Source organism: Nonomuraea cavernae (assembly GCF_014646355.1).
Lineage (GTDB): Bacteria > Actinomycetota > Actinomycetes > Streptosporangiales > Streptosporangiaceae > Nonomuraea > Nonomuraea cavernae.
The window spans coordinates 150599-167334 of record NZ_BMNH01000015.1 but is presented as its reverse complement, the minus strand read 5'-3'; the positions used below and the strand labels follow the sequence as shown (position 1 = coordinate 167334).

The 16736-nt window shown below is 68.2% G+C and carries 21 protein-coding genes; 18 read left to right on the top strand and 3 right to left on the bottom strand.

Annotated features, from left to right (window positions below):
• Window position 1 precedes the first annotated feature (1 nt).
• From rplR to truA, 17 genes are all read left to right on the top strand, one after another.
• Window positions 2–385 (top strand): 50S ribosomal protein L18, encoded by a 384-nt coding sequence (rplR, locus tag IEY82_RS23620; protein WP_189126382.1) that lies wholly within the window; start codon window positions 2–4, stop codon window positions 383–385.
• A gap of 49 nt (window positions 386–434) precedes the next feature.
• Window positions 435–1064, top strand: coding sequence for a 30S ribosomal protein S5 (gene rpsE, locus IEY82_RS23615; RefSeq protein ID WP_189126381.1), 630 nt, complete (start codon window positions 435–437; stop codon window positions 1062–1064).
• 2 nt (window positions 1065–1066) lie between these two features.
• Window positions 1067–1249 (top strand): 50S ribosomal protein L30, encoded by a 183-nt coding sequence (gene rpmD / locus IEY82_RS23610; protein ID WP_080043226.1) that lies wholly within the window; start codon window positions 1067–1069, stop codon window positions 1247–1249.
• Window positions 1250–1251: 2 nt separating this feature from the next.
• Window positions 1252–1707, top strand: coding sequence for a 50S ribosomal protein L15 (gene rplO / locus IEY82_RS23605; protein ID WP_189126380.1), 456 nt, complete (start codon window positions 1252–1254; stop codon window positions 1705–1707).
• Between the two features lie 165 nt (window positions 1708–1872).
• The gene (gene secY / locus IEY82_RS23600) at window positions 1873–3183 is read left to right on the top strand and encodes a preprotein translocase subunit SecY (RefSeq protein WP_189126379.1); all 1311 of its coding nucleotides are present in this window, start codon (window positions 1873–1875) and stop codon (window positions 3181–3183) included.
• Window positions 3183–3833 (top strand): adenylate kinase, encoded by a 651-nt coding sequence (locus tag IEY82_RS23595; protein WP_189126378.1) that lies wholly within the window; start codon window positions 3183–3185, stop codon window positions 3831–3833. Before secY ends, IEY82_RS23595 begins: the two co-directional genes overlap by 1 nt.
• A 110-nt stretch (window positions 3834–3943) precedes the next feature.
• Entirely contained in the window at window positions 3944–4750 is an 807-nt protein-coding gene (gene map, locus IEY82_RS23590; RefSeq protein WP_189126377.1) for a type I methionyl aminopeptidase, read from the top strand.
• 20 nt (window positions 4751–4770) lie between these two features.
• Window positions 4771–5205, top strand: a complete 435-nt coding sequence (locus IEY82_RS23585) for a DUF1707 SHOCT-like domain-containing protein (RefSeq protein ID WP_189126376.1) — start codon at window positions 4771–4773, stop codon at window positions 5203–5205.
• A 101-nt stretch (window positions 5206–5306) separates the two neighbouring features.
• Complete coding sequence (locus tag IEY82_RS23580; RefSeq protein ID WP_189126375.1) at window positions 5307–5726, top strand: hypothetical protein; 420 nt, start codon at window positions 5307–5309, stop codon at window positions 5724–5726.
• Window positions 5727–6056: 330 nt separating this feature from the next.
• Window positions 6057–6278: a translation initiation factor IF-1 gene (gene infA, locus IEY82_RS23575; protein ID WP_012887858.1), complete on the top strand. Its 222-nt coding sequence runs from the start codon at window positions 6057–6059 to the stop codon at window positions 6276–6278.
• A 25-nt stretch (window positions 6279–6303) separates the two neighbouring features.
• Complete coding sequence (rpmJ, locus tag IEY82_RS23570) at window positions 6304–6417, top strand: 50S ribosomal protein L36 (RefSeq protein WP_003956441.1); 114 nt, start codon at window positions 6304–6306, stop codon at window positions 6415–6417.
• Between the two features lie 210 nt (window positions 6418–6627).
• On the top strand, window positions 6628–7008 hold the full coding sequence (gene rpsM, locus IEY82_RS23565) for a 30S ribosomal protein S13 (protein WP_125644650.1): 381 nt from the start codon (window positions 6628–6630) through the stop codon (window positions 7006–7008).
• 48 nt (window positions 7009–7056) lie between these two features.
• The gene (gene rpsK / locus IEY82_RS23560) at window positions 7057–7461 is read left to right on the top strand and encodes a 30S ribosomal protein S11 (protein WP_020542285.1); all 405 of its coding nucleotides are present in this window, start codon (window positions 7057–7059) and stop codon (window positions 7459–7461) included.
• Window positions 7462–7480: 19 nt separating this feature from the next.
• Window positions 7481–8107: a 30S ribosomal protein S4 gene (rpsD, locus tag IEY82_RS23555; protein ID WP_189126374.1), complete on the top strand. Its 627-nt coding sequence runs from the start codon at window positions 7481–7483 to the stop codon at window positions 8105–8107.
• Window positions 8108–8212: 105 nt separating this feature from the next.
• Window positions 8213–9229: a DNA-directed RNA polymerase subunit alpha gene (locus IEY82_RS23550; RefSeq protein WP_189126373.1), complete on the top strand. Its 1017-nt coding sequence runs from the start codon at window positions 8213–8215 to the stop codon at window positions 9227–9229.
• A 150-nt stretch (window positions 9230–9379) separates the two neighbouring features.
• Window positions 9380–9919, top strand: coding sequence for a 50S ribosomal protein L17 (gene rplQ, locus IEY82_RS23545; protein ID WP_189126372.1), 540 nt, complete (start codon window positions 9380–9382; stop codon window positions 9917–9919).
• Between the two features lie 93 nt (window positions 9920–10012).
• Window positions 10013–10891 carry a tRNA pseudouridine(38-40) synthase TruA gene (gene truA / locus IEY82_RS23540; protein ID WP_189126371.1) on the top strand — a complete coding sequence of 293 codons (879 nt, stop codon included), beginning with the start codon at window positions 10013–10015 and terminating at the stop codon, window positions 10889–10891.
• Here the strand turns inward: truA and IEY82_RS23535 are convergent.
• From IEY82_RS23535 to IEY82_RS23525, 3 genes are all read right to left on the bottom strand, one after another.
• Window positions 10856–13414 carry a hypothetical protein gene (locus tag IEY82_RS23535; RefSeq protein ID WP_189126370.1) on the bottom strand — a complete coding sequence of 853 codons (2559 nt, stop codon included), beginning with the start codon at window positions 13412–13414 and terminating at the stop codon, window positions 10856–10858. The two genes, truA and IEY82_RS23535, sit on opposite strands and share 36 nt — an antisense overlap.
• An 862-nt stretch (window positions 13415–14276) precedes the next feature.
• Window positions 14277–15197, bottom strand: a complete 921-nt coding sequence (locus IEY82_RS23530; RefSeq protein WP_189126369.1) for a flagellar basal body-associated FliL family protein — start codon at window positions 15195–15197, stop codon at window positions 14277–14279.
• Window positions 15198–15221: 24 nt separating this feature from the next.
• The gene (locus tag IEY82_RS23525; RefSeq protein WP_189126368.1) at window positions 15222–15965 is read right to left on the bottom strand and encodes a CAP domain-containing protein; all 744 of its coding nucleotides are present in this window, start codon (window positions 15963–15965) and stop codon (window positions 15222–15224) included.
• 310 nt (window positions 15966–16275) lie between these two features.
• Between IEY82_RS23525 and rplM the strand changes: the two genes are divergently transcribed.
• Complete coding sequence (gene rplM / locus IEY82_RS23520) at window positions 16276–16719, top strand: 50S ribosomal protein L13 (protein ID WP_189126367.1); 444 nt, start codon at window positions 16276–16278, stop codon at window positions 16717–16719.
• Window positions 16720–16736: the final 17 nt, after the last annotated feature.

Below are 16736 nucleotides of genomic sequence, written 5' to 3'. Positions count from 1 at the left end.
CATGGCTCCGAAGACTGCGTTCGGCAAGCACACGGCTGCCCGCACCGTCTCGCGGGCCCGTCGTCACCGCCGCGTCCGCAAGAACATCGTCGGTACGGCCCAGCGTCCGCGCCTGGTCGTCAACCGCTCGACCCGTCACCTGTTCGTGCAGATCGTGGACGACAGCGTCGGCCACACGCTGGTGAGCGCGTCCACCATGGACGCCTCGCTGCGCACGCTGGAGGCGGACAAGACCGAGAAGGCCAAGAAGGTCGGCGAGCTCCTCGCTCAGCGGGCCAAGGAAGCCGGGATCACCGCTGTGGTCTTCGACCGCGGCGGCAACCGCTACGCCGGCCGCATCGCGGCTCTGGCGGACAGCGCCCGTGAGAGCGGGCTCGAGTTCTGATGCGGGCCCGGGGATCACAACTGATGGCAACTGAGATGAGGAACCACTGATGGCTGCAGCTCCGCGTCGCGGTGGCGGCACCGGTGGCGAGCGGCGGGACCGTCGTGACGATCGCCGCGGTGGCGCCGCCGACAAGGGCGTCTCGTACATCGAGCGCGTAGTGAAGATCAACCGAGTGGCCAAGGTCGTGAAGGGTGGTCGTCGCTTCAGCTTCACCGCCCTGGTCGTCGTGGGTGACGGCAACGGCCTGGTCGGCGTCGGCTACGGCAAGGCCAAGGAAGTGCCCGCGGCCATCGCCAAGGGCGTCGAAGAGGCGAAGAAGCACTTCTTCAAGGTGCCTCGGATCCAGGGCACCATCCCGCACACCGTGCAGGGTGAGGAGGCGGCCGGTGTCGTCTTCCTGCGTCCGGCCTCCGCCGGTACCGGTGTCATCGCCGGTGGCCCGGTGCGCGCCGTGCTGGAGTGCGCCGGCATCCATGACGTGCTGTCCAAGTCGCTCGGCTCCGACAACCCGATCAACATCGTGCACGCCACCGTGGCGGCTCTGAAGGGCCTGTCGCGCCCCGAGGAGATCGCGGCTCGCCGTGGACTGCCGATCGAGGACGTGGCTCCGGCTCGCATGCTCAAGGCTCAGCGCGAGGGCATGGCCGAGGCAGCGGCCGCGAAGGCGGTGAGCTAGTCATGGCACGCCTGAAGATCACTCAGGTTCGCTCGAAGATCGGTGGCAAGCAGAACCAGCGTGACTCGCTGCGTTCGCTTGGCCTGAAGCGAATCGGCGACGTCGTCGTCAAGGAGGACCGCCCCGAGATTCGCGGGATGGTCTCCGTGGTGACGCACCTCGTCGAGGTGGAAGAGGTCGACTAGTCATGACTGACAAGGCTCCGCTCAAGATTCACGATCTGCGTCCGGCTCCGGGCGCCAACAAGGCCAAGGTCCGCAAGGGCCGTGGCGAGGCGTCCAAGGGCAAGACCGCCGGTCGCGGCACCAAGGGCAGCCGCGCCCGCACCACGGTTCCCCTCGGCTTCGAGGGTGGCCAGGTGCCGCTGCAGAGGCGTCTGCCCAAGCTCAAGGGCTTCTCCAACGCCCTGTTCAAGACGACCTATCAGGTCGTCAACCTGGACAGGCTCGGTGAGCTCTTCCCCGAGGGTGGCGACGTCACCGTCGAGACGCTGGTGGCCAAGGGTGCCGTCCGCAAGAACCAGCTGGTGAAGGTGCTCGGCACGGGTGAGATCTCGGTCGCGGTCAACGTGCAGGCTCACGCCTTCTCGGCCGCCGCGAAGGAGAAGATCGCCGCAGCCGGTGGCTCCGTTACCGAGCTGTAAGAGCTATTACGAGGCGTGGGGGTTCCGGCAATGGGCTCCCACGCCCGTAGTGCGTTAGAGTTCGCGAGACGACTGGCTTTGTTCGGCTCGTTGACCTGAGACTTCAGATCGCAGATCCCCGCACATCGCATACTCACACCGCCTTTTAGGCGCGCAGGAGGGACCGTGCTGACCGCGTTTACCCGGGCGTTCCGGACCCCGGACCTGCGCAAGAAGTTGCTCTTCACCCTGGGCATCATCGCGCTGTTCCGTCTTGGCTCGGTTCTGCCGACTCCCGGCGTTCACGTCGAGAATCTGGCGGCCTGTTTCGATCAGGCCCGCACTGGCGACACCGGCAACATCTACGGGATGGTGCAGCTGTTCAGCGGCGGCGCCCTCCTGAAGCTTTCGGTGTTCGCGCTCGGCATCATGCCGTACATCACCGCGAGCATCATTCTCCAGCTACTCGTCGTCGTGATTCCCCGTCTTGAGGCGCTCAAGAAGGAAGGGCAGTCCGGTCAGACCAAGATCACGCAGTACACGCGTTATCTGACCATTGGTCTCGGTGTCCTGCAGTCGACGGCTTTCATCGCGCTGGCGCGTTCGGGCCAGCTTTTCCCCAACTGTCAGCAGAACGTGCTGATCGCGCCTGACGACATCTTCTCGGTCGTCACGATGGTCATCATCATGACCGCCGGCACCTCTGTGATCATGTGGCTGGGCGAGCTGATCACCGACCGCGGGGTCGGCAACGGCATGTCCATCCTGATCTTCACCTCTGTCGTCTCGGTCTTCCCGTCCGAGCTCGCCAACATCTTCCAGGCGAACAAGTTCACCTTCGCCGTCGTCCTCGTGGTCGGCATCTTCATGATCGCCGCTGTGGTCTTCGTCGAGCAGGCTCAGCGCCGCATTCCGGTGCAGTACGCCAAGCGGATGGTCGGGCGCCGGATGTACGGCGGCACGTCCACGTACATCCCGCTGAAGGTCAACCAGGCCGGCATCATCCCGGTCATCTTCGCCTCCTCCCTGCTCTACCTGCCGCAGTTGGTGACCTCGCTGTTCGCCAACGCCGAGAACCCCAACGCCGTCGTGCAGTGGATCTCGGCGAACCTGGCCACGGGCGACACCCCCATCTACATGGCCACCTTCTTCCTCCTGATCGTCTTCTTCACTTACTTCTACGTGTCCATCACTTTCAACCCCACTGAAGTCGCGGACAACATGAAGAAGTACGGTGGGTTCATTCCGGGCATCCGCCCGGGCCGGCCGACGGCTGAATACCTGGGCTTCGTGCTCAACCGTCTGACCGCGCCCGGCGCGCTCTATCTGGGTCTGATCTCCATGGTCCCGATCGTCGCGCTCGCGGTGGCCGGAGCTAGCCAGAACTTCCCGTTCGGAGGGACGAGCATTCTGATCATGGTTGGTGTCGGCCTGGACACGGTCAAGCAGATCGAGAGTCAGCTTCAGCAGCGTAACTACGAAGGCTTCCTGCGGTAGTGCGTCTCGTTCTGGTAGGGCCCCCCGGAGCGGGAAAAGGGACGCAGGCCCAGTACATCGCATCTAACCTGTCCATCCCGAAGATCTCGACAGGTGACATCTTCCGTGCCAATGTCTCCGGCGGCACGGATCTCGGCAAGCTCGCCAAGACCTACATGGACCGCGGTGACCTGGTGCCCGACAAGGTCACCATCGCCATGGTCCGTGATCGCCTCTCGGAGGACGACGCGCAGGACGGGTTTCTGCTCGACGGCTTTCCGCGCAACGTGGCACAGGCCGAGATCCTGCGCGACATGCTCAAAGACTGGGGCCAGGCGCTCGACCTGGTGCTGGAGCTGGTCGTCGACGACGACGAGGTCGTCAGGCGGCTGGCTGGGCGGCGCACGTGCAGCCAGTGTGGCCGCATCTGGCATGTGGAGTTCGACGACAAGCAGGACGACAGGTGTGACGCCTGCGGTGGCACCCTGTTCCAGCGTGACGATGACAAGGAAGACACCGTCAGGCACCGCCTGGAGGTCTATCAGGAGCAGACGTCACCGCTCATCGCCTACTACGCCGACGAGGGCATCCTCGTCGGTGTCGACGCGACGGGTCCGGTCGAGGAGGTCACTCAGCGAGCCATGGAGGCGATTCGCCCGTTCATGGGATAGCTCCGATGACCGACTGCGGAGGTGGCACGGTATTCCGTGCCACCTCGCGGCTATTGTGGGGGAATTAGACTCCCGCCTCTGCCCGTTGACACCCTGGGGGTTCGCCGAACGTGTTCAAGAAGAACAGACATGGAATACAGATCAAGTCGGCCGAGCAGCTCGAGAAGATGCGCGCGGCCGGTCTGGTCGTCGGGCGCACGCTGGAGTTGCTCAGGCGCTCGGTCGAGCCGGGCATGACGCCGCTCGACCTCGACGTCATCGCCGAGAAGGCGATCAGGGACGAGGGCGCGATCCCCTCCTTCAAGGGCTACCAGGGTTTTCCCGCGACGATCTGCGCCTCGGTCAACGACGAGGTGGTGCACGGCATCCCGACCAACGTCCGCAAGCTGCGTGAAGGCGATCTCATCTCGATCGACTGCGGCGCGATCCTCGACGGCTGGCACGGCGACTCCGCCGTCACGGTAGGCGTCGGCGAGGTCGATCCCGAGCTCACGGAGCTGATGCGGGTCACCGAGGAGTCGATGTGGCGGGGCATCGCGGCGCTGGAGGTGGGCCGCCGGCTCTCGGACATCGGTCACGAGATCGAGAAGTTCGTCAGGTCGCAGGGCCGCAGGTTCGGCATCCCGCAGGAGTACGGCGGCCACGGCATCGGCACCGAGATGCACATGGACCCGTGGATCGCCAACCACGGCAAGCCCGGCAAGGGCCCGGTGCTGGAGGCGGGCATGTGCCTGGCCATCGAGCCCATGGTCAACCTCGGCACCGACCGGACCCGCGTGCTCGCCGACGACTGGACCGTCGTGACGATGGACGGGAAGCCCTCCGCGCACTTCGAGCACAGCGTCGCGGTGACACATAATGGTCCTTGGGTGCTAACCGCCCTCGATGGGGGCAAAGAGCGCTTGGCGCAGCTGTAGAACTAGCCTGGAGTGTGGGTATGGCACAGACCCCCGAGATGCGTGCCTCCGACGTCGACCGCGACCGGGTGGCGGCCGTACTCCGTGAGCACACCGCTCAGGGCCGCATCACGATGGACGAGTTCCACGAACGGCTGGAGCAGCTCTACAAGAGCAAGACGTACGGTGAGCTGGCCCATCTGACCGCCGATCTTCCCGACGTCGATCTGCGCCATCGTCAGGTGGCCAAGGTGCCGGCCAGTCCCGCGACGAAGCCGGAGATGCACTCGGGGATGAAGGCCGCCTGGGGCGCGTGGGCCATGGCCAGCTCGATCAACTGGGTGATCTGGCTGATCGTCAGCGTCACATCGGGGAATCTGATCTATCCCTGGCCGCTGTGGGTGATGGGTCCGTGGGGGGCGGTGCTGCTGGTGAGCAGCATTTTCGGGAGCGGTGGAAGCTCGCGGAAGCAGTGAACTGTGCACTAGTGCATTGTGTGCATTCGTCCACAGATCGGAGCTGCGGACCTTCCTAACGTGAGGGGTGTCGAGAAGCACCGACTCACTGGAGGAACCACATGCGCAAGATCCTTGCGGCCGCAGCCCTCGCCGGTTCGATCGCCGCCGGACTGTCCCTCGCCGCTCCCGCCCAGGCCGCCACCGCCACGGCGACCGTCGCCGCCCCCGCCTCCGCGCAGACGGCTCCGGTCCACAAGTGGGGCAAGTACTACTCCTCGAACCACAAGGCCTACAACTACGGCCACACCTGGAAGTCGAACGGCAAGGTCTACACGAAGTGGTACGGCAAGGAGTCGACGAGTAAGCACGGCTACGTCTGGTTCAAGTACTACTCGAACGGCAGCTGGCACAAGTTCTACCGGAAGTGGAACGGGTCGCACAGCGAGACCTGGGCCCGCGGCGGCGTCAAGAAGGTCTACACCTACACCTGCTGGGGCAGCCCCTCCAAGTACTGCGGTCCGTCGCACCGCATCTACTAGATCTCCCAGGTCGCATTCCTCAGGTCGTCGATCTGACAAGGCCCGCCGGTTCCCCCGGTGGGCCTTACGCGTGCGGGGCCGAACCGTATGGAGACCCGGCGAATGGCTTACGTGTACGGAGCCTTGGGGTAAACTGATCCGTGGTTGTGTCAGGACACCTGGCACGCGTTTCGCGTTCTTGGCTCAGGTGTCGTACACTCCTTAGTCGGCTCACTATGACTCATCACGCGTCGGCGGTCTTTGCCGATCGCCGCTCTCTTCGAAGCGTGAGGTCGCGGCTGCTTAGTGAACCGGAGCCTCAGACGACCGATCAGTGAAACGCGAGGGATTTTGGCCAAGAAAGACGGCGCCATCGAGATCGAGGGCACTGTGGTTGAGTCGCTCCCGAACGCCATGTTCCGGGTGCAGCTCGACAACGGCCATAAGGTCCTGGCCCACATCAGCGGACGGATGCGGATGCACTACATCCGGATCCTGCCCGACGACCGGGTAGTCGTGGAACTGAGCCCCTATGACCTGAGTCGTGGGCGGATCGTCTACCGATACAAGTAAGAGCGTCTGAGGAACACGAAGGACAATGAAGGTAAAGCCGAGCGTTAAGAAGATCTGCGACAAGTGCAAGGTGATTCGCCGGCACGGTCGCGTCATGGTGATCTGCGACAACCTGCGCCACAAGCAGCGTCAGGGTTAGTCGCCGCAAGGCTTCTCCGAGTCCGCCCCAGACGGGAGCGGGCTCGACGCATGAGGAGCCTGAGCCAGCAATAGCGCGTCACATCTGAGCAGGCGGTGCGAGCCGAACCGTTCAGAAGACCCCCGGTCGGAGGCCGGGGCCCTCACCCCGGGCATGGGGAGGGGTCGTGAGGCGCAAGACCTCCGCCACAACGAAGGAGAATGCCCGACCATGGCTCGCCTGGTTGGCGTCGACCTCCCCCGCGAAAAGCGGCTGGAGATCGCTCTTACCTACATCTACGGAATCGGCCGCACCCGCGCCCAGGAGATCCTCCAGGCCACCGGTGTCAGCGGCGACCTTCGCGTGCACCAGCTCTCCGACACCGAGCTCGTTCCGATGCGTGACTACATCGAGGCGAACTTCAAGATCGAGGGTGACCTGCGCCGCGAGGTCCAGGCCGACATTCGTCGCAAGATCGAGATCGGTTGCTACCAGGGCATCCGGCACCGCAAGGGCCTGCCCGTCCACGGCCAGCGCACCCAGACCAACGCGCGCACCCGCAAGGGCAAGAAGAAGACCGTGGCCGGCAAGAAGAAGCCCGGTAAGAAGTAGTAGTCCGAGCAGCCGCAGGACCGAAGACCTCAGGAGTGAAGGCAAAGGATGCCTCCTAAGAGCCGTCAGGGTGCGCCGAAGAAGGTGCGCCGCAAGGAAAAGAAGAACGTCGCTCACGGGCACGCCCACATCAAGAGCACGTTCAACAACACGATCGTCTCGATCACCGACCCGAACGGGAACGTGATCTCCTGGGCCAGCGCCGGCCACGTGGGTTTCAAGGGCTCCCGTAAGTCCACCCCGTTCGCCGCTCAGATGGCCGCCGAGAACGCCGCCCGCCGGGCCATGGAGCACGGCATGCGCAAGGTCGACGTCTTCGTCAAGGGCCCCGGCTCCGGCCGTGAGACCGCGATCCGCTCCCTCCAGGCCACCGGCCTCGAGGTCGGTTCGATCCAGGACGTCACGCCGGTTCCGCACAACGGCTGCCGTCCGCCGAAGCGCCGCCGCGTCTGATTCCAGGAGATATTGAGAAATGGCTCGTTACACGGGCGCGGACTGCAAGCTCTGCCGTCGCGAGAAGACCAAGCTCTTCCTCAAGGGCAGCAAGTGCGAGTCCGCCAAGTGCCCCATCGAGATCCGTCCTTACCCGCCGGGTGAGCACGGCCGCGGACGTCCCAAGGAGTCCGAGTACCAGCTTCAGCTTCGCGAGAAGCAGAAGACCCGTCGCATCTACGGCGTCCTCGAGAAGCAGTTCCGCAACTACTACGAGGAAGCCGCGGGCAAGAGCGGCAAGTCGGGTGAGGTTCTCCTCCAGATCCTGGAGAGCCGCCTCGACAACGTCGTCTACCGCGCCGGGTTCGCCCAGTCGCGTGACGCCGCTCGCCAGCAGGTCCGTCACGGTCACATCACCGTGAACGGCAAGAAGGTCGACATTCCCTCGTACCGCGTGCGCGAGCACGACATCATCGAGGTCCGTGAGACCAAGCGCAACCTGCTGCCCTACGAGGTGGCCCGCGCCACCGCCGGCGACCGCACGGTCCCGGCCTGGCTCGGCGTCGTGCCCGAGAAGCTCCGTGTCCTGGTTCACCAGCTGCCGGTTCGCCAGCAGATCGACACCCAGGTCCAGGAGCAGCTCATCGTCGAGTACTACTCGAAGTAGTCACTCGCCTGCTGGTTCGCGTGCGGGAGACCGTACGCGGGCCAGGGTTGTTCATCGGAGTGGCGTCATATAGCGGGCGCCACACGAAAAGGGGAGATCCCACAGATGCTGATCGCTCAGCGCCCGACTCTTCTCGAGGAGTCGATCGACGACACCCGGTCCCGGTTCGTCATCGAGCCGCTGGAGCCGGGCTTCGGCTACACCATCGGCAACTCGCTCCGCCGCACGCTGCTGTCGTCCATTCCGGGCGCGGCCGTGACGAGCATCCGGATCGAGGGCGTGCTGCACGAGTTCTCGACCGTTCCGGGGGTCAAGGAGGATGTCACCGACATCATCCTCAACCTCAAGGAACTGGTCGTCTCGTCCGAGCACGACGAGCCGGTCGTGATGTACCTCCGCAAGCAGGGCCCGGGTGAGGTCACCGCCGCCGACATCGCACCTCCGGCCGGTGTCGAGGTGCACAACCCCGAGCTGCGCATCGCCACGCTCAACGGCAAGGCGAAGCTGGAGATGGAGCTGACCGTCGAGCGCGGTCGCGGCTACGTCTCCGCCGCCCAGAACAAGCAGCCCGGCCAGGAGATCGGTCGCATTCCGATCGACTCGATCTACTCCCCGGTGCTGAAGGTCACGTACAAGGTCGAGGCGACCCGAGTCGAGCAGCGCACCGACTTCGACCGGCTCATCCTCGACGTCGAGACCAAGCCGGCCATGAAGCCCCGCGACGCGGTGGCCTCGGCCGGTAAGACCCTCGTCGAGCTGTTCGGCCTGGCCCGCGAGCTCAACGTCGAGGCCGAGGGCATCGACATCGGCCCGTCGCCGACCGACGCCGCTCTGGCGGCCGACCTGGCGCTGCCGATCGAGGAGCTCAACCTCACCGTCCGGTCGTACAACTGCCTCAAGCGCGAGGGCATCCACACCGTGGGTGAGCTCGTCGCCCGCAGTGAGCAGGACCTTCTCGACATTCGTAACTTCGGTGCGAAGTCCATCGAAGAGGTCAAGCAGAAGCTGCACGAGATGTCGCTGGCGCTCAAGGACTCCCCGCCCGGGTTCGACCCGAGCGCGGTGGCCGGTGCCGGTTACGACGACGACGACAGCGCGTACGTCGAGACGGAGCAGTACTAGTAGGTTCACCCGCGAGGGCCCCAGGTCCTCGCGGGCTCCGCGGGGCCCGGCCCTGCGGACTGGTTGATCTGACAGGGGCCGTGCGAGCGGCCCCCGTCCCCGACTCCGGTACCTCGTACGGCCGGAGCGGTTAACTCCAAGGAGAGAGAAATGCCCAAGCCCAGCAAGGGCGCGCGTCTCGGCGGCAGCCCGGCGCACGAGCGGCTGATCCTGGCGAACCTCGCCACCGACCTGTTCCGCCACGGCCGGATCCGCACCACGGTGACCAAGGCCAAGCGCCTTCGGCCGCTGGCGGAGCGCCTGATCACCAAGGCGAAGAAGGGCGACATCCACAACCGTCGCCAGGTGCTCACCGTCGTCAAGGACAAGGGCGTCGTCCACCACCTCTTCACCGAGATCGCGACGACGTTCGCCGAGCGTCCCGGCGGCTACACCCGCATCACCAAGATTGGCGCGCGCAAGGGTGACAACGCCCCGATGGCCGTCATCGAGCTGGTGACCGAGCCGCTGAAGTCGGTCAGCGTCTCGCGTACCGAGGCTCCCGCGGCCAAGACCGAGGAGAGCGCGGCCCCGGCCGCCGAGGTCGAGGAGACCGAGGCTCCGGCCGCGGAGGCCAAGGAGGCGCCCGCCGCCGAGTCGGCCGAAGCCCCCGCTGAGGCTCCGGCCGAGGCGAAGAAGGACGAAGCCTGATCCGTCAGGCAGCCGAACCGGGTCCGGACCCCATCGCGGGGTTCCGGGCCCGTTTCTCGTTGATCGGCCGCGCACAGTTTCTGGAGGAAGTTCGTGGTACGGCTCCGCCTCGACCTCGGGTATGACGGCACCGGCTTCTCCGGATGGGCCCGTCAGCCGAACCGGCGTACCGTGCAGGGCGAGATCGAGCAGGCCCTTGGCAGGATCCTGCGGCTGGCCGAGCCGGCCTCGCTGACCGTGGCCGGGCGGACGGACGCGGGCGTGCACGCGCGGGGCCAGGTGGCGCACGTGGACCTTCCGGTGGAGGCGCTGGCCGAGCTTGACCGGAGCGCTGGGCCCGCGTCCGTGGATGAGCGGCTCGCTGCGCTCGTGCGACGCCTGGCCGGGGTTCTGACCCAGGATGTGCGGGTTCATCGCGTCTCGGTGGCTCCTGAGGGCTTTGACGCACGTTTCTCCGCTATGTCCCGCCGCTACGCGTACCGGGTGTGCGATGCGCCCGGCGGCGGCGATCCGCTGCGCCGCCACGAGGTCGTCTGGCACAACCGGCCGCTCGACGTCGACGCGATGAACGCCGCCGCCGTGCGTCTGAGAGGCGAGCACGACTTCGCGGCGTTCTGCAAGAAGCGCGAGGGGGCCACCACGATCAGGGAGCTGCAACGGCTCGACTGGGTGCGCCGCGATGACGGCCTGCTGGTCGCCACCGTGGTCGCCGACGCGTTCTGCCATTCGATGGTGCGCGCCCTCGTGGGCTCACTGCTGGCCGCCGGTGACGGCCGACGGCCGGTGGAGTGGCCCGGCCAGGTGCTGACGCGGGCCGTACGGGACTCCGGCGTGCATGTGGCGCCCGCGCACGGGCTGTGCCTGGAAGAGGTGGCGTATCCGCCGGATGACCGGCTCGCGGCGCGCGCCGCCGCGACGCGGCGGGTGCGCACCGCGTCAGCCGCCCGCGATGCGCCGCTCGAGCACGAGTGACATCTGGTCGCGGAAGGCGTCGCTCACCTTGCCGAGCGTCCTGTCCTTCGCCGCGGGCGTGTGGCCGTCGGCGTAGGTGGCGTAGCTGAACACGATGTAGCGGCCCCAGACCAGGCCCGCCGCGTAGCCGCCCGCGATGTGCACACGCTCGCCGCCCGTGCCCGCCGGTCCGGGGAGCGCCCGGAACCACAGGTTGCGGGAGAGGTTCTTGGTCTCGTCGGCGCGCAGGGCGGCGTCCCTCGTGGGGAGCACGGCGATGCCGGTGGTCACCGCGTAGCGGCGCTTGGTGTCGACGTACGTGGCGCGCAGCACCCGGCTGCACTTCTGGTCGCTCAGCGCCTCAGCGAACGGGCCCGACGCGGCCTTCGCGCACTTGGGCTCCAGGTGGGTTTTGACTCGGGCGAACTGCGCGCCGCCGGCGGCCACCTTCTTCTTCGGGAACGCCTCGGAGAGCGAGAGTTTGCGCGGGTCGGTGTCCTCGGAGTTGAGCATGGCGGCCGCGGGGGGACTGGGCTCGGCCGTGGTGGGCGGCGCAGAAGTGGCCGTCACGGTCGGCGCCGGCGGCTGGGTGGCCGTCGCCGCGGGGGGCGGAGGCGTGCTCAGCGACTTGTAGGCGAAGAAACCGCCCGTCGCGACGCCCGCCAGGACCAGCACGCCCAGCGTGGCGAACAGCGCCTGCCTGCTCTTGCCAGGCTGCTTGGCGGCGGGCGGCTGGCCCGGCTGTTGCGGGAACGCGACCGGCGGGTGGACGGTGGGGCCCTGGGGCGGGGTCGGCAGGTCGTACGCGGCCGGCTGCAGGGGCATCGGGACCCTGGCCGGGGCGGGCTTCTGGCCCCACACCTCGGGGCTGAAAGGCAGCTCGGGGAGTTGCTCCTCCTGGCGTTGCTCCTCGGTCTGCGGCGCGGGGGGCCAGGAGTCGGACCTCAGCACGGTCGGCTGCGTGTCGGGGCCTGTCACCTCAGGCAGCTCGGAAGGGCGGGGCTTGGGGCGGGAGGAGGCGCGGAGCTCCGATCGTGCCGTCGACGGCCGGTTGCCGGACGGGGACGCGGGTGAGCCGGCTCCTGGGTCTTCCGGCGCGGTGGGCTCGGCGCCTGCCGGGGCGGGCATGTCGGAGGTGTTCCTGATCCCGGGCGTGGCGGCCTGGGCGTCGGGCTGGGGCGTGACGGGTTCGGGCGTGCCGGTGCCGGTGCCGGTCGGCGAGGACGGCGGTGGGGTGGGGGGCTCGCCCTTGGACTGGGGGCGAGGGGGCCAGGTCTTGGACCCGGAGGTCGCCGGGGGAGTCTGGGCCGGTTGCGATGCGGGGGCCGGGAGGTCGGCCACCGGCATGGGGCCGGTGTCGGACTGGTGCGTGGGGCGGGGGGCGGGGGGCCAGACGGGGATGTCGCCAGGCGCGGGCAGGTGCGGCCTGCCAGGGGCCGTGGCCTTCAGGGGCGAAGGGGGTGCGCCCGTCGGCGTGGACGGTTGGCTGGACGGTGGTGCGCCGGTGGGCGTGGACGGTTGGCTGGACGGTGGTGCGCCGGCGGGTGTGGCTGGCTGGGGGGATGGGGGTGCGCCGGTCGGCTCGGTCGGCTGGCCGGCGGGCGGGTTGCCGCCGTGAGTCTGGACGGGCGGCGTGCCGCCGCCGGCGGACTGCTGTCCGGCCGTTGTCTCGCCGCTCGCGGTGGGATGCGGGCCTGCTGGGGTGGCGCTCTCGGCGAGGTGTTGTCCCGGGGGCGGGCTGGCGCCCGATGCGGGGGACTGTACGGCTGGTGTGTCGCTTCCGCCACGAGGGTGCCCGGGGGTGCTGATCCCAGCGGGGGCGGCGGGCCCGACGGGGTCTGGGGTGGTCGTGTTGGGGCCGAAAGGGTGAGGGGCGGTGGAGTCGGTGGCCGGGTGGCCTGCCCGAGGGCGGTCCGGCTCTGTGCCTGGGGGGCCTGGCCGAGGGCGGTCCGGCTGTGCGCCTGGGCGGTCCGGCTCGGACGCCTCTGCCTCGTCCAGACCGGGCACGGGCTCTCCCGTGGCGGCCGGCCACGAGGGCATCACGGGAGGGTCGGCCACGGGGGCGGGCCACACCCGCATGCCGGCCGCGGCCGCCGTGAAAGCGGGCGGCGGCTCCCAGGAAGGCGCCCCCGGCACCACGGGGGCGGCTCCCCACGGCGCCTGCTCGTCGGTCGCGTAGGGCACCGGCGGCTCGTCCGTCCAGGTGGTGACGTCCTCGGGGGCGGCCTCGCGGGCGCGATGCTCGGGATCGGTGGCGCCCGCGAACCAGTCGTAGGGGGCGGCGTCGTCCTCGGGCACCTCCCAGGGCTGCGCGCCGGGGAAGACGGGGAGCACGGGCGGGTCGCTCTCGTCCTGCTCACGGCTCTCGTCCTGCCCACGGCTCTCGTGCTCACGGCTCTCGTCCTGCTCGCGGCTCTCGGGCGCGCGGGGCGAGGGCAACGGCATGGCTGGGCGGGGGATCCGTGCCTCGGCCGTGGTCTCGGTGTCGCTGGGTGGGGGCGTCTGCCCGGACTGGGACGGTGCCCAGCCCTGGGAAGGGTTCACGCCTGGCTGTGGCGCGGAGGAGGGCGGAGGTCCTGCCTGGTGGGGGCCCGTACTGGACTCGGACGGTGACCAGCCGTGAGAAGGGGGCACGACCGGCTCGGGGCCGGAGGTTGTGCCGGGGGCGGCTTCGGAGGGCGTCCGGTCCTGGAGGGGGGCCGCGCCGGGCTCGGGGATGGATGGCGTGTGTGAAGCGCCTGTGCCGGGCTCCGGCGTGGACGGAGCCCATGAGCCGCCCCCGCCGGAGCCCGGCGCCGGGTGCCAGGTGGTGTCCGGCGCGGGTGGTGGGGAGGTGTTGGTGGGACGGCCGGGGGTGGGCGATGGGCCGACGTTCGGGTGGAGCGGGGGTGGCGGTGGCCCCCAGGAGGACGGTGGGGAGGGAGTGGGGGCGGCCTGAGGGGGCGGGGTGGTGCCGAGGACAGGGGGTGTCCAGGAGGTGTCGGGGTCGGGCTCTCGCGCGGGTGGGGCCGGGTCAGGGGAGAGGGCGGCGCTGACCCCCAGGACGGGGAGGGTCCAGGAGATGCCCTCGCCGGGCTCAAGGGTGAGCGGGACCTGGTGAGCGGGAGAGGTGACGCCGGATTCCGGGGTGGACGGTGTCGGGTCCGGGGGGAGCGCGTGAGGCGATGGCCCGCTCGCCGCCACCGAGGGTGGCGGCGGGGGCTGCTCTGAGGGCTGGCCGAAGCTCGGAGGTGGCGTCCCCGGCGCTGCCGAGCCGTCGGCTTCCCTACGATCGTGCTCAGACCCAGGTTCCTGGCCACGCATAAGGGCGAGCCTAGCGAGAGACACGAGATCGTCATGCCGGTATGTGCGTTCCCGGCCGGATCGGACGCCCGGTTTGTGATCTTAACGAGCCGAAATGGCTATTTCAGGTCGCCGGAAAACCGGTCAGCGTCCGGGCGTCGAGAGCTTTGAAGACGGTCGCCTTGGTGATGTCCGTTGCCGCCCGGAAGATCACCTTGGACCCCTTGGAGTCGGGTTTGACGCCGTCCTTGTTCTGGAACCAGATCATGACCGCGTAGTGGCCGTGCATCCACACCTTGGTGCCGCCGCTGCCCGAGCCGACGAACTTGGTGACCTCGTCCTTGCCGGCGAGTGGCTTGACGTAGTTGGCGTCGTTGCCGACGGAGGCCGCCTTGGTCGCGGTCTTGCTCGACTTGAGGTTGGCCACGCCGACCGTGCCGATCACTTTGCCGCTCTTGTCACGGAAGCTGGCCCGGATGAGCTGCGTGCACTTGCCGCTCTTGAGCGCCTTCAGCAGCTTGTCACCCACGGCCCCGTCGGCGCACTTCTTGAGCTTGCTGGTGACCGTCATCTCGTAGGAGCGGCCCGAGACGGCGAACTTCTTCTTGGGGAAGAGTTCCTTGACCGTCAGCGGCTCGGGGTCCGTGGTGCGTTCGGCCGCGTAGCTGTACTTTCCGGGCGGCGCCGACGGCAAGGGCGCGGACGTGCGCCTGCCCTCTCCTGTGGCGGCGGGGTCGGCCGGACCGGACTTCATCATCACGACGAGCCCGCCGGCGAGCAGGGCCAGCACCCCGACGCCGCCGAGGGTGAACCACAGTGGCCCGCGCGAGCGCTTGCCCTCGGCGTAGGGGCTCCAGGTCTCGGCGCGCGGCCCGGCCTCCTCCGGCTTGGCGTCGCCGGCGGCCTCGGGGCCCTTCGTGCCCTCCCCGCGGTCACCGTGCTGCTTACGGGGACTGAAGACGCTCTCGGTCTCGTCCTCGCGCTTCTTCCGGAACCGGCGGGGGGTGCTCTCCGTGCTGCTCTCACGGTCCTCGGGAAAAACCATGCGGGCGAGACTATCGCGAAGGTGTCAGGAATATCCGAAGTCTTGGGTCCACCACGGGCCGCCGGGACCGGCGACCACGCCGACGCCGATGGCCGTGATTTTGCAGTTGAGGATGTTCTGCCGGTGGTCGCGGCTGTCGAGCCAGCCGCGGACCGCCTCTTCGGCACTGGAGTAGCCGCGGCCGATGTTCTCGGCGGCGCCCGCGGGATATCCGGCGCGCTCCATGCGGTCCCACGGGGAACTGCCGTCGGGGGAGTCGTGGGCGAACTTCCCGCTCCTGGCCATCTCCAGCGAGTGGATCCGGGCGGCACGGGCCAGCCTGGCGTCGACCCTGAGCCGGCCGCATCCGTGCTTGGCGCGGGCGGCGTTGGTGAGGGAGACGACTCGGGCCGCCATGGACGGTGACGCCTGGAACGTCTCCTCGCCCAGCACGCGGGTGGGGTCATCGGCGGTGTAGCCGTCGATCAGGTCGGTGGACGACGGGGTCGGCTTGGGCCTCGTCCGGCTGTGCGGCACGGCCGCGGTCGTCTGCCGGGGGATGCGGCCCGCGTAGGGCTGCGCCGTCTTGGGCGACGGCGTGGCCGTGGGGACGGCGGACGGCACGGTCTCCTGGAGGTAGATGTGGCCGGCCGGCTCGACGTCGTCGCTCGCCCGCCCGAGCAGCACGCCCATGAAGAAGAGCGCGGCCATGAGGCAGGCCAACACGCCCAGATGGCTCCGGCGCCGTGCGCTCCGCTGGGTGTGCCGGGTGTGAGAGGTCTGCCACATACCGCAGTCAACGATAGAGATGTGAGGTACTGGTGATGAAGGGAATGGCGGGAACCGAAATAGAACCGTTCTGTGGTCGGGTAGACTCGACGAGGGTTACCGGTATTTTGACCAGCGCCTGCGAGGGCGGGTAACCTGAACGTTCGTTGTGTGCATAGGTCCAGCGAGACCGATGCGCGGCGCGTCCGGCGTCATCTCCCATTCTCTGTGGAGACGGAAGGTCCGGGCCGTCGTGTGCCCGCACCGACCGACCCCAGCGCTGCCGCATCCGGCAGCGCGCCGAAGACGCGAGCATAAGAAGGCTACGACCGTGCGCACGTACTCACCGAAGCCCGCCGACGTCCAGCGTCAGTGGTACGTCATCGACGCGACCGATGTCGTGCTGGGCCGGCTGGCCAGCCACGTCGCGATCCTGCTCCGCGGCAAGCACAAGCCGATCTTCGCCAACCACGTCGACACCGGTGACTTCGTCATCGTCATCAACGCGGACAAGATCGCGCTCACCGGCAACAAGCTGGAGCAGAAGAAGGCCTACCGCCACTCGGGCTACCCGGGTGGTCTGCGTTCCGTGAGCTATGGCGAGCTCATGGAGAAGCGGCCCGACAAGGCCGTCGAGAAGGCCGTCAAGGGCATGCTGCCCAAGAACTCCCTCGGCCGGAAGATGGCCAAGAAGCTGAAGGTCTACGCGGGTTCCGAGCACCCGCACCAGGCCCAGCAGCCGGTGCCGTTCGAGATCACCCAGATCGCCCAGTAGAAGTCCGAAAGAGTTAG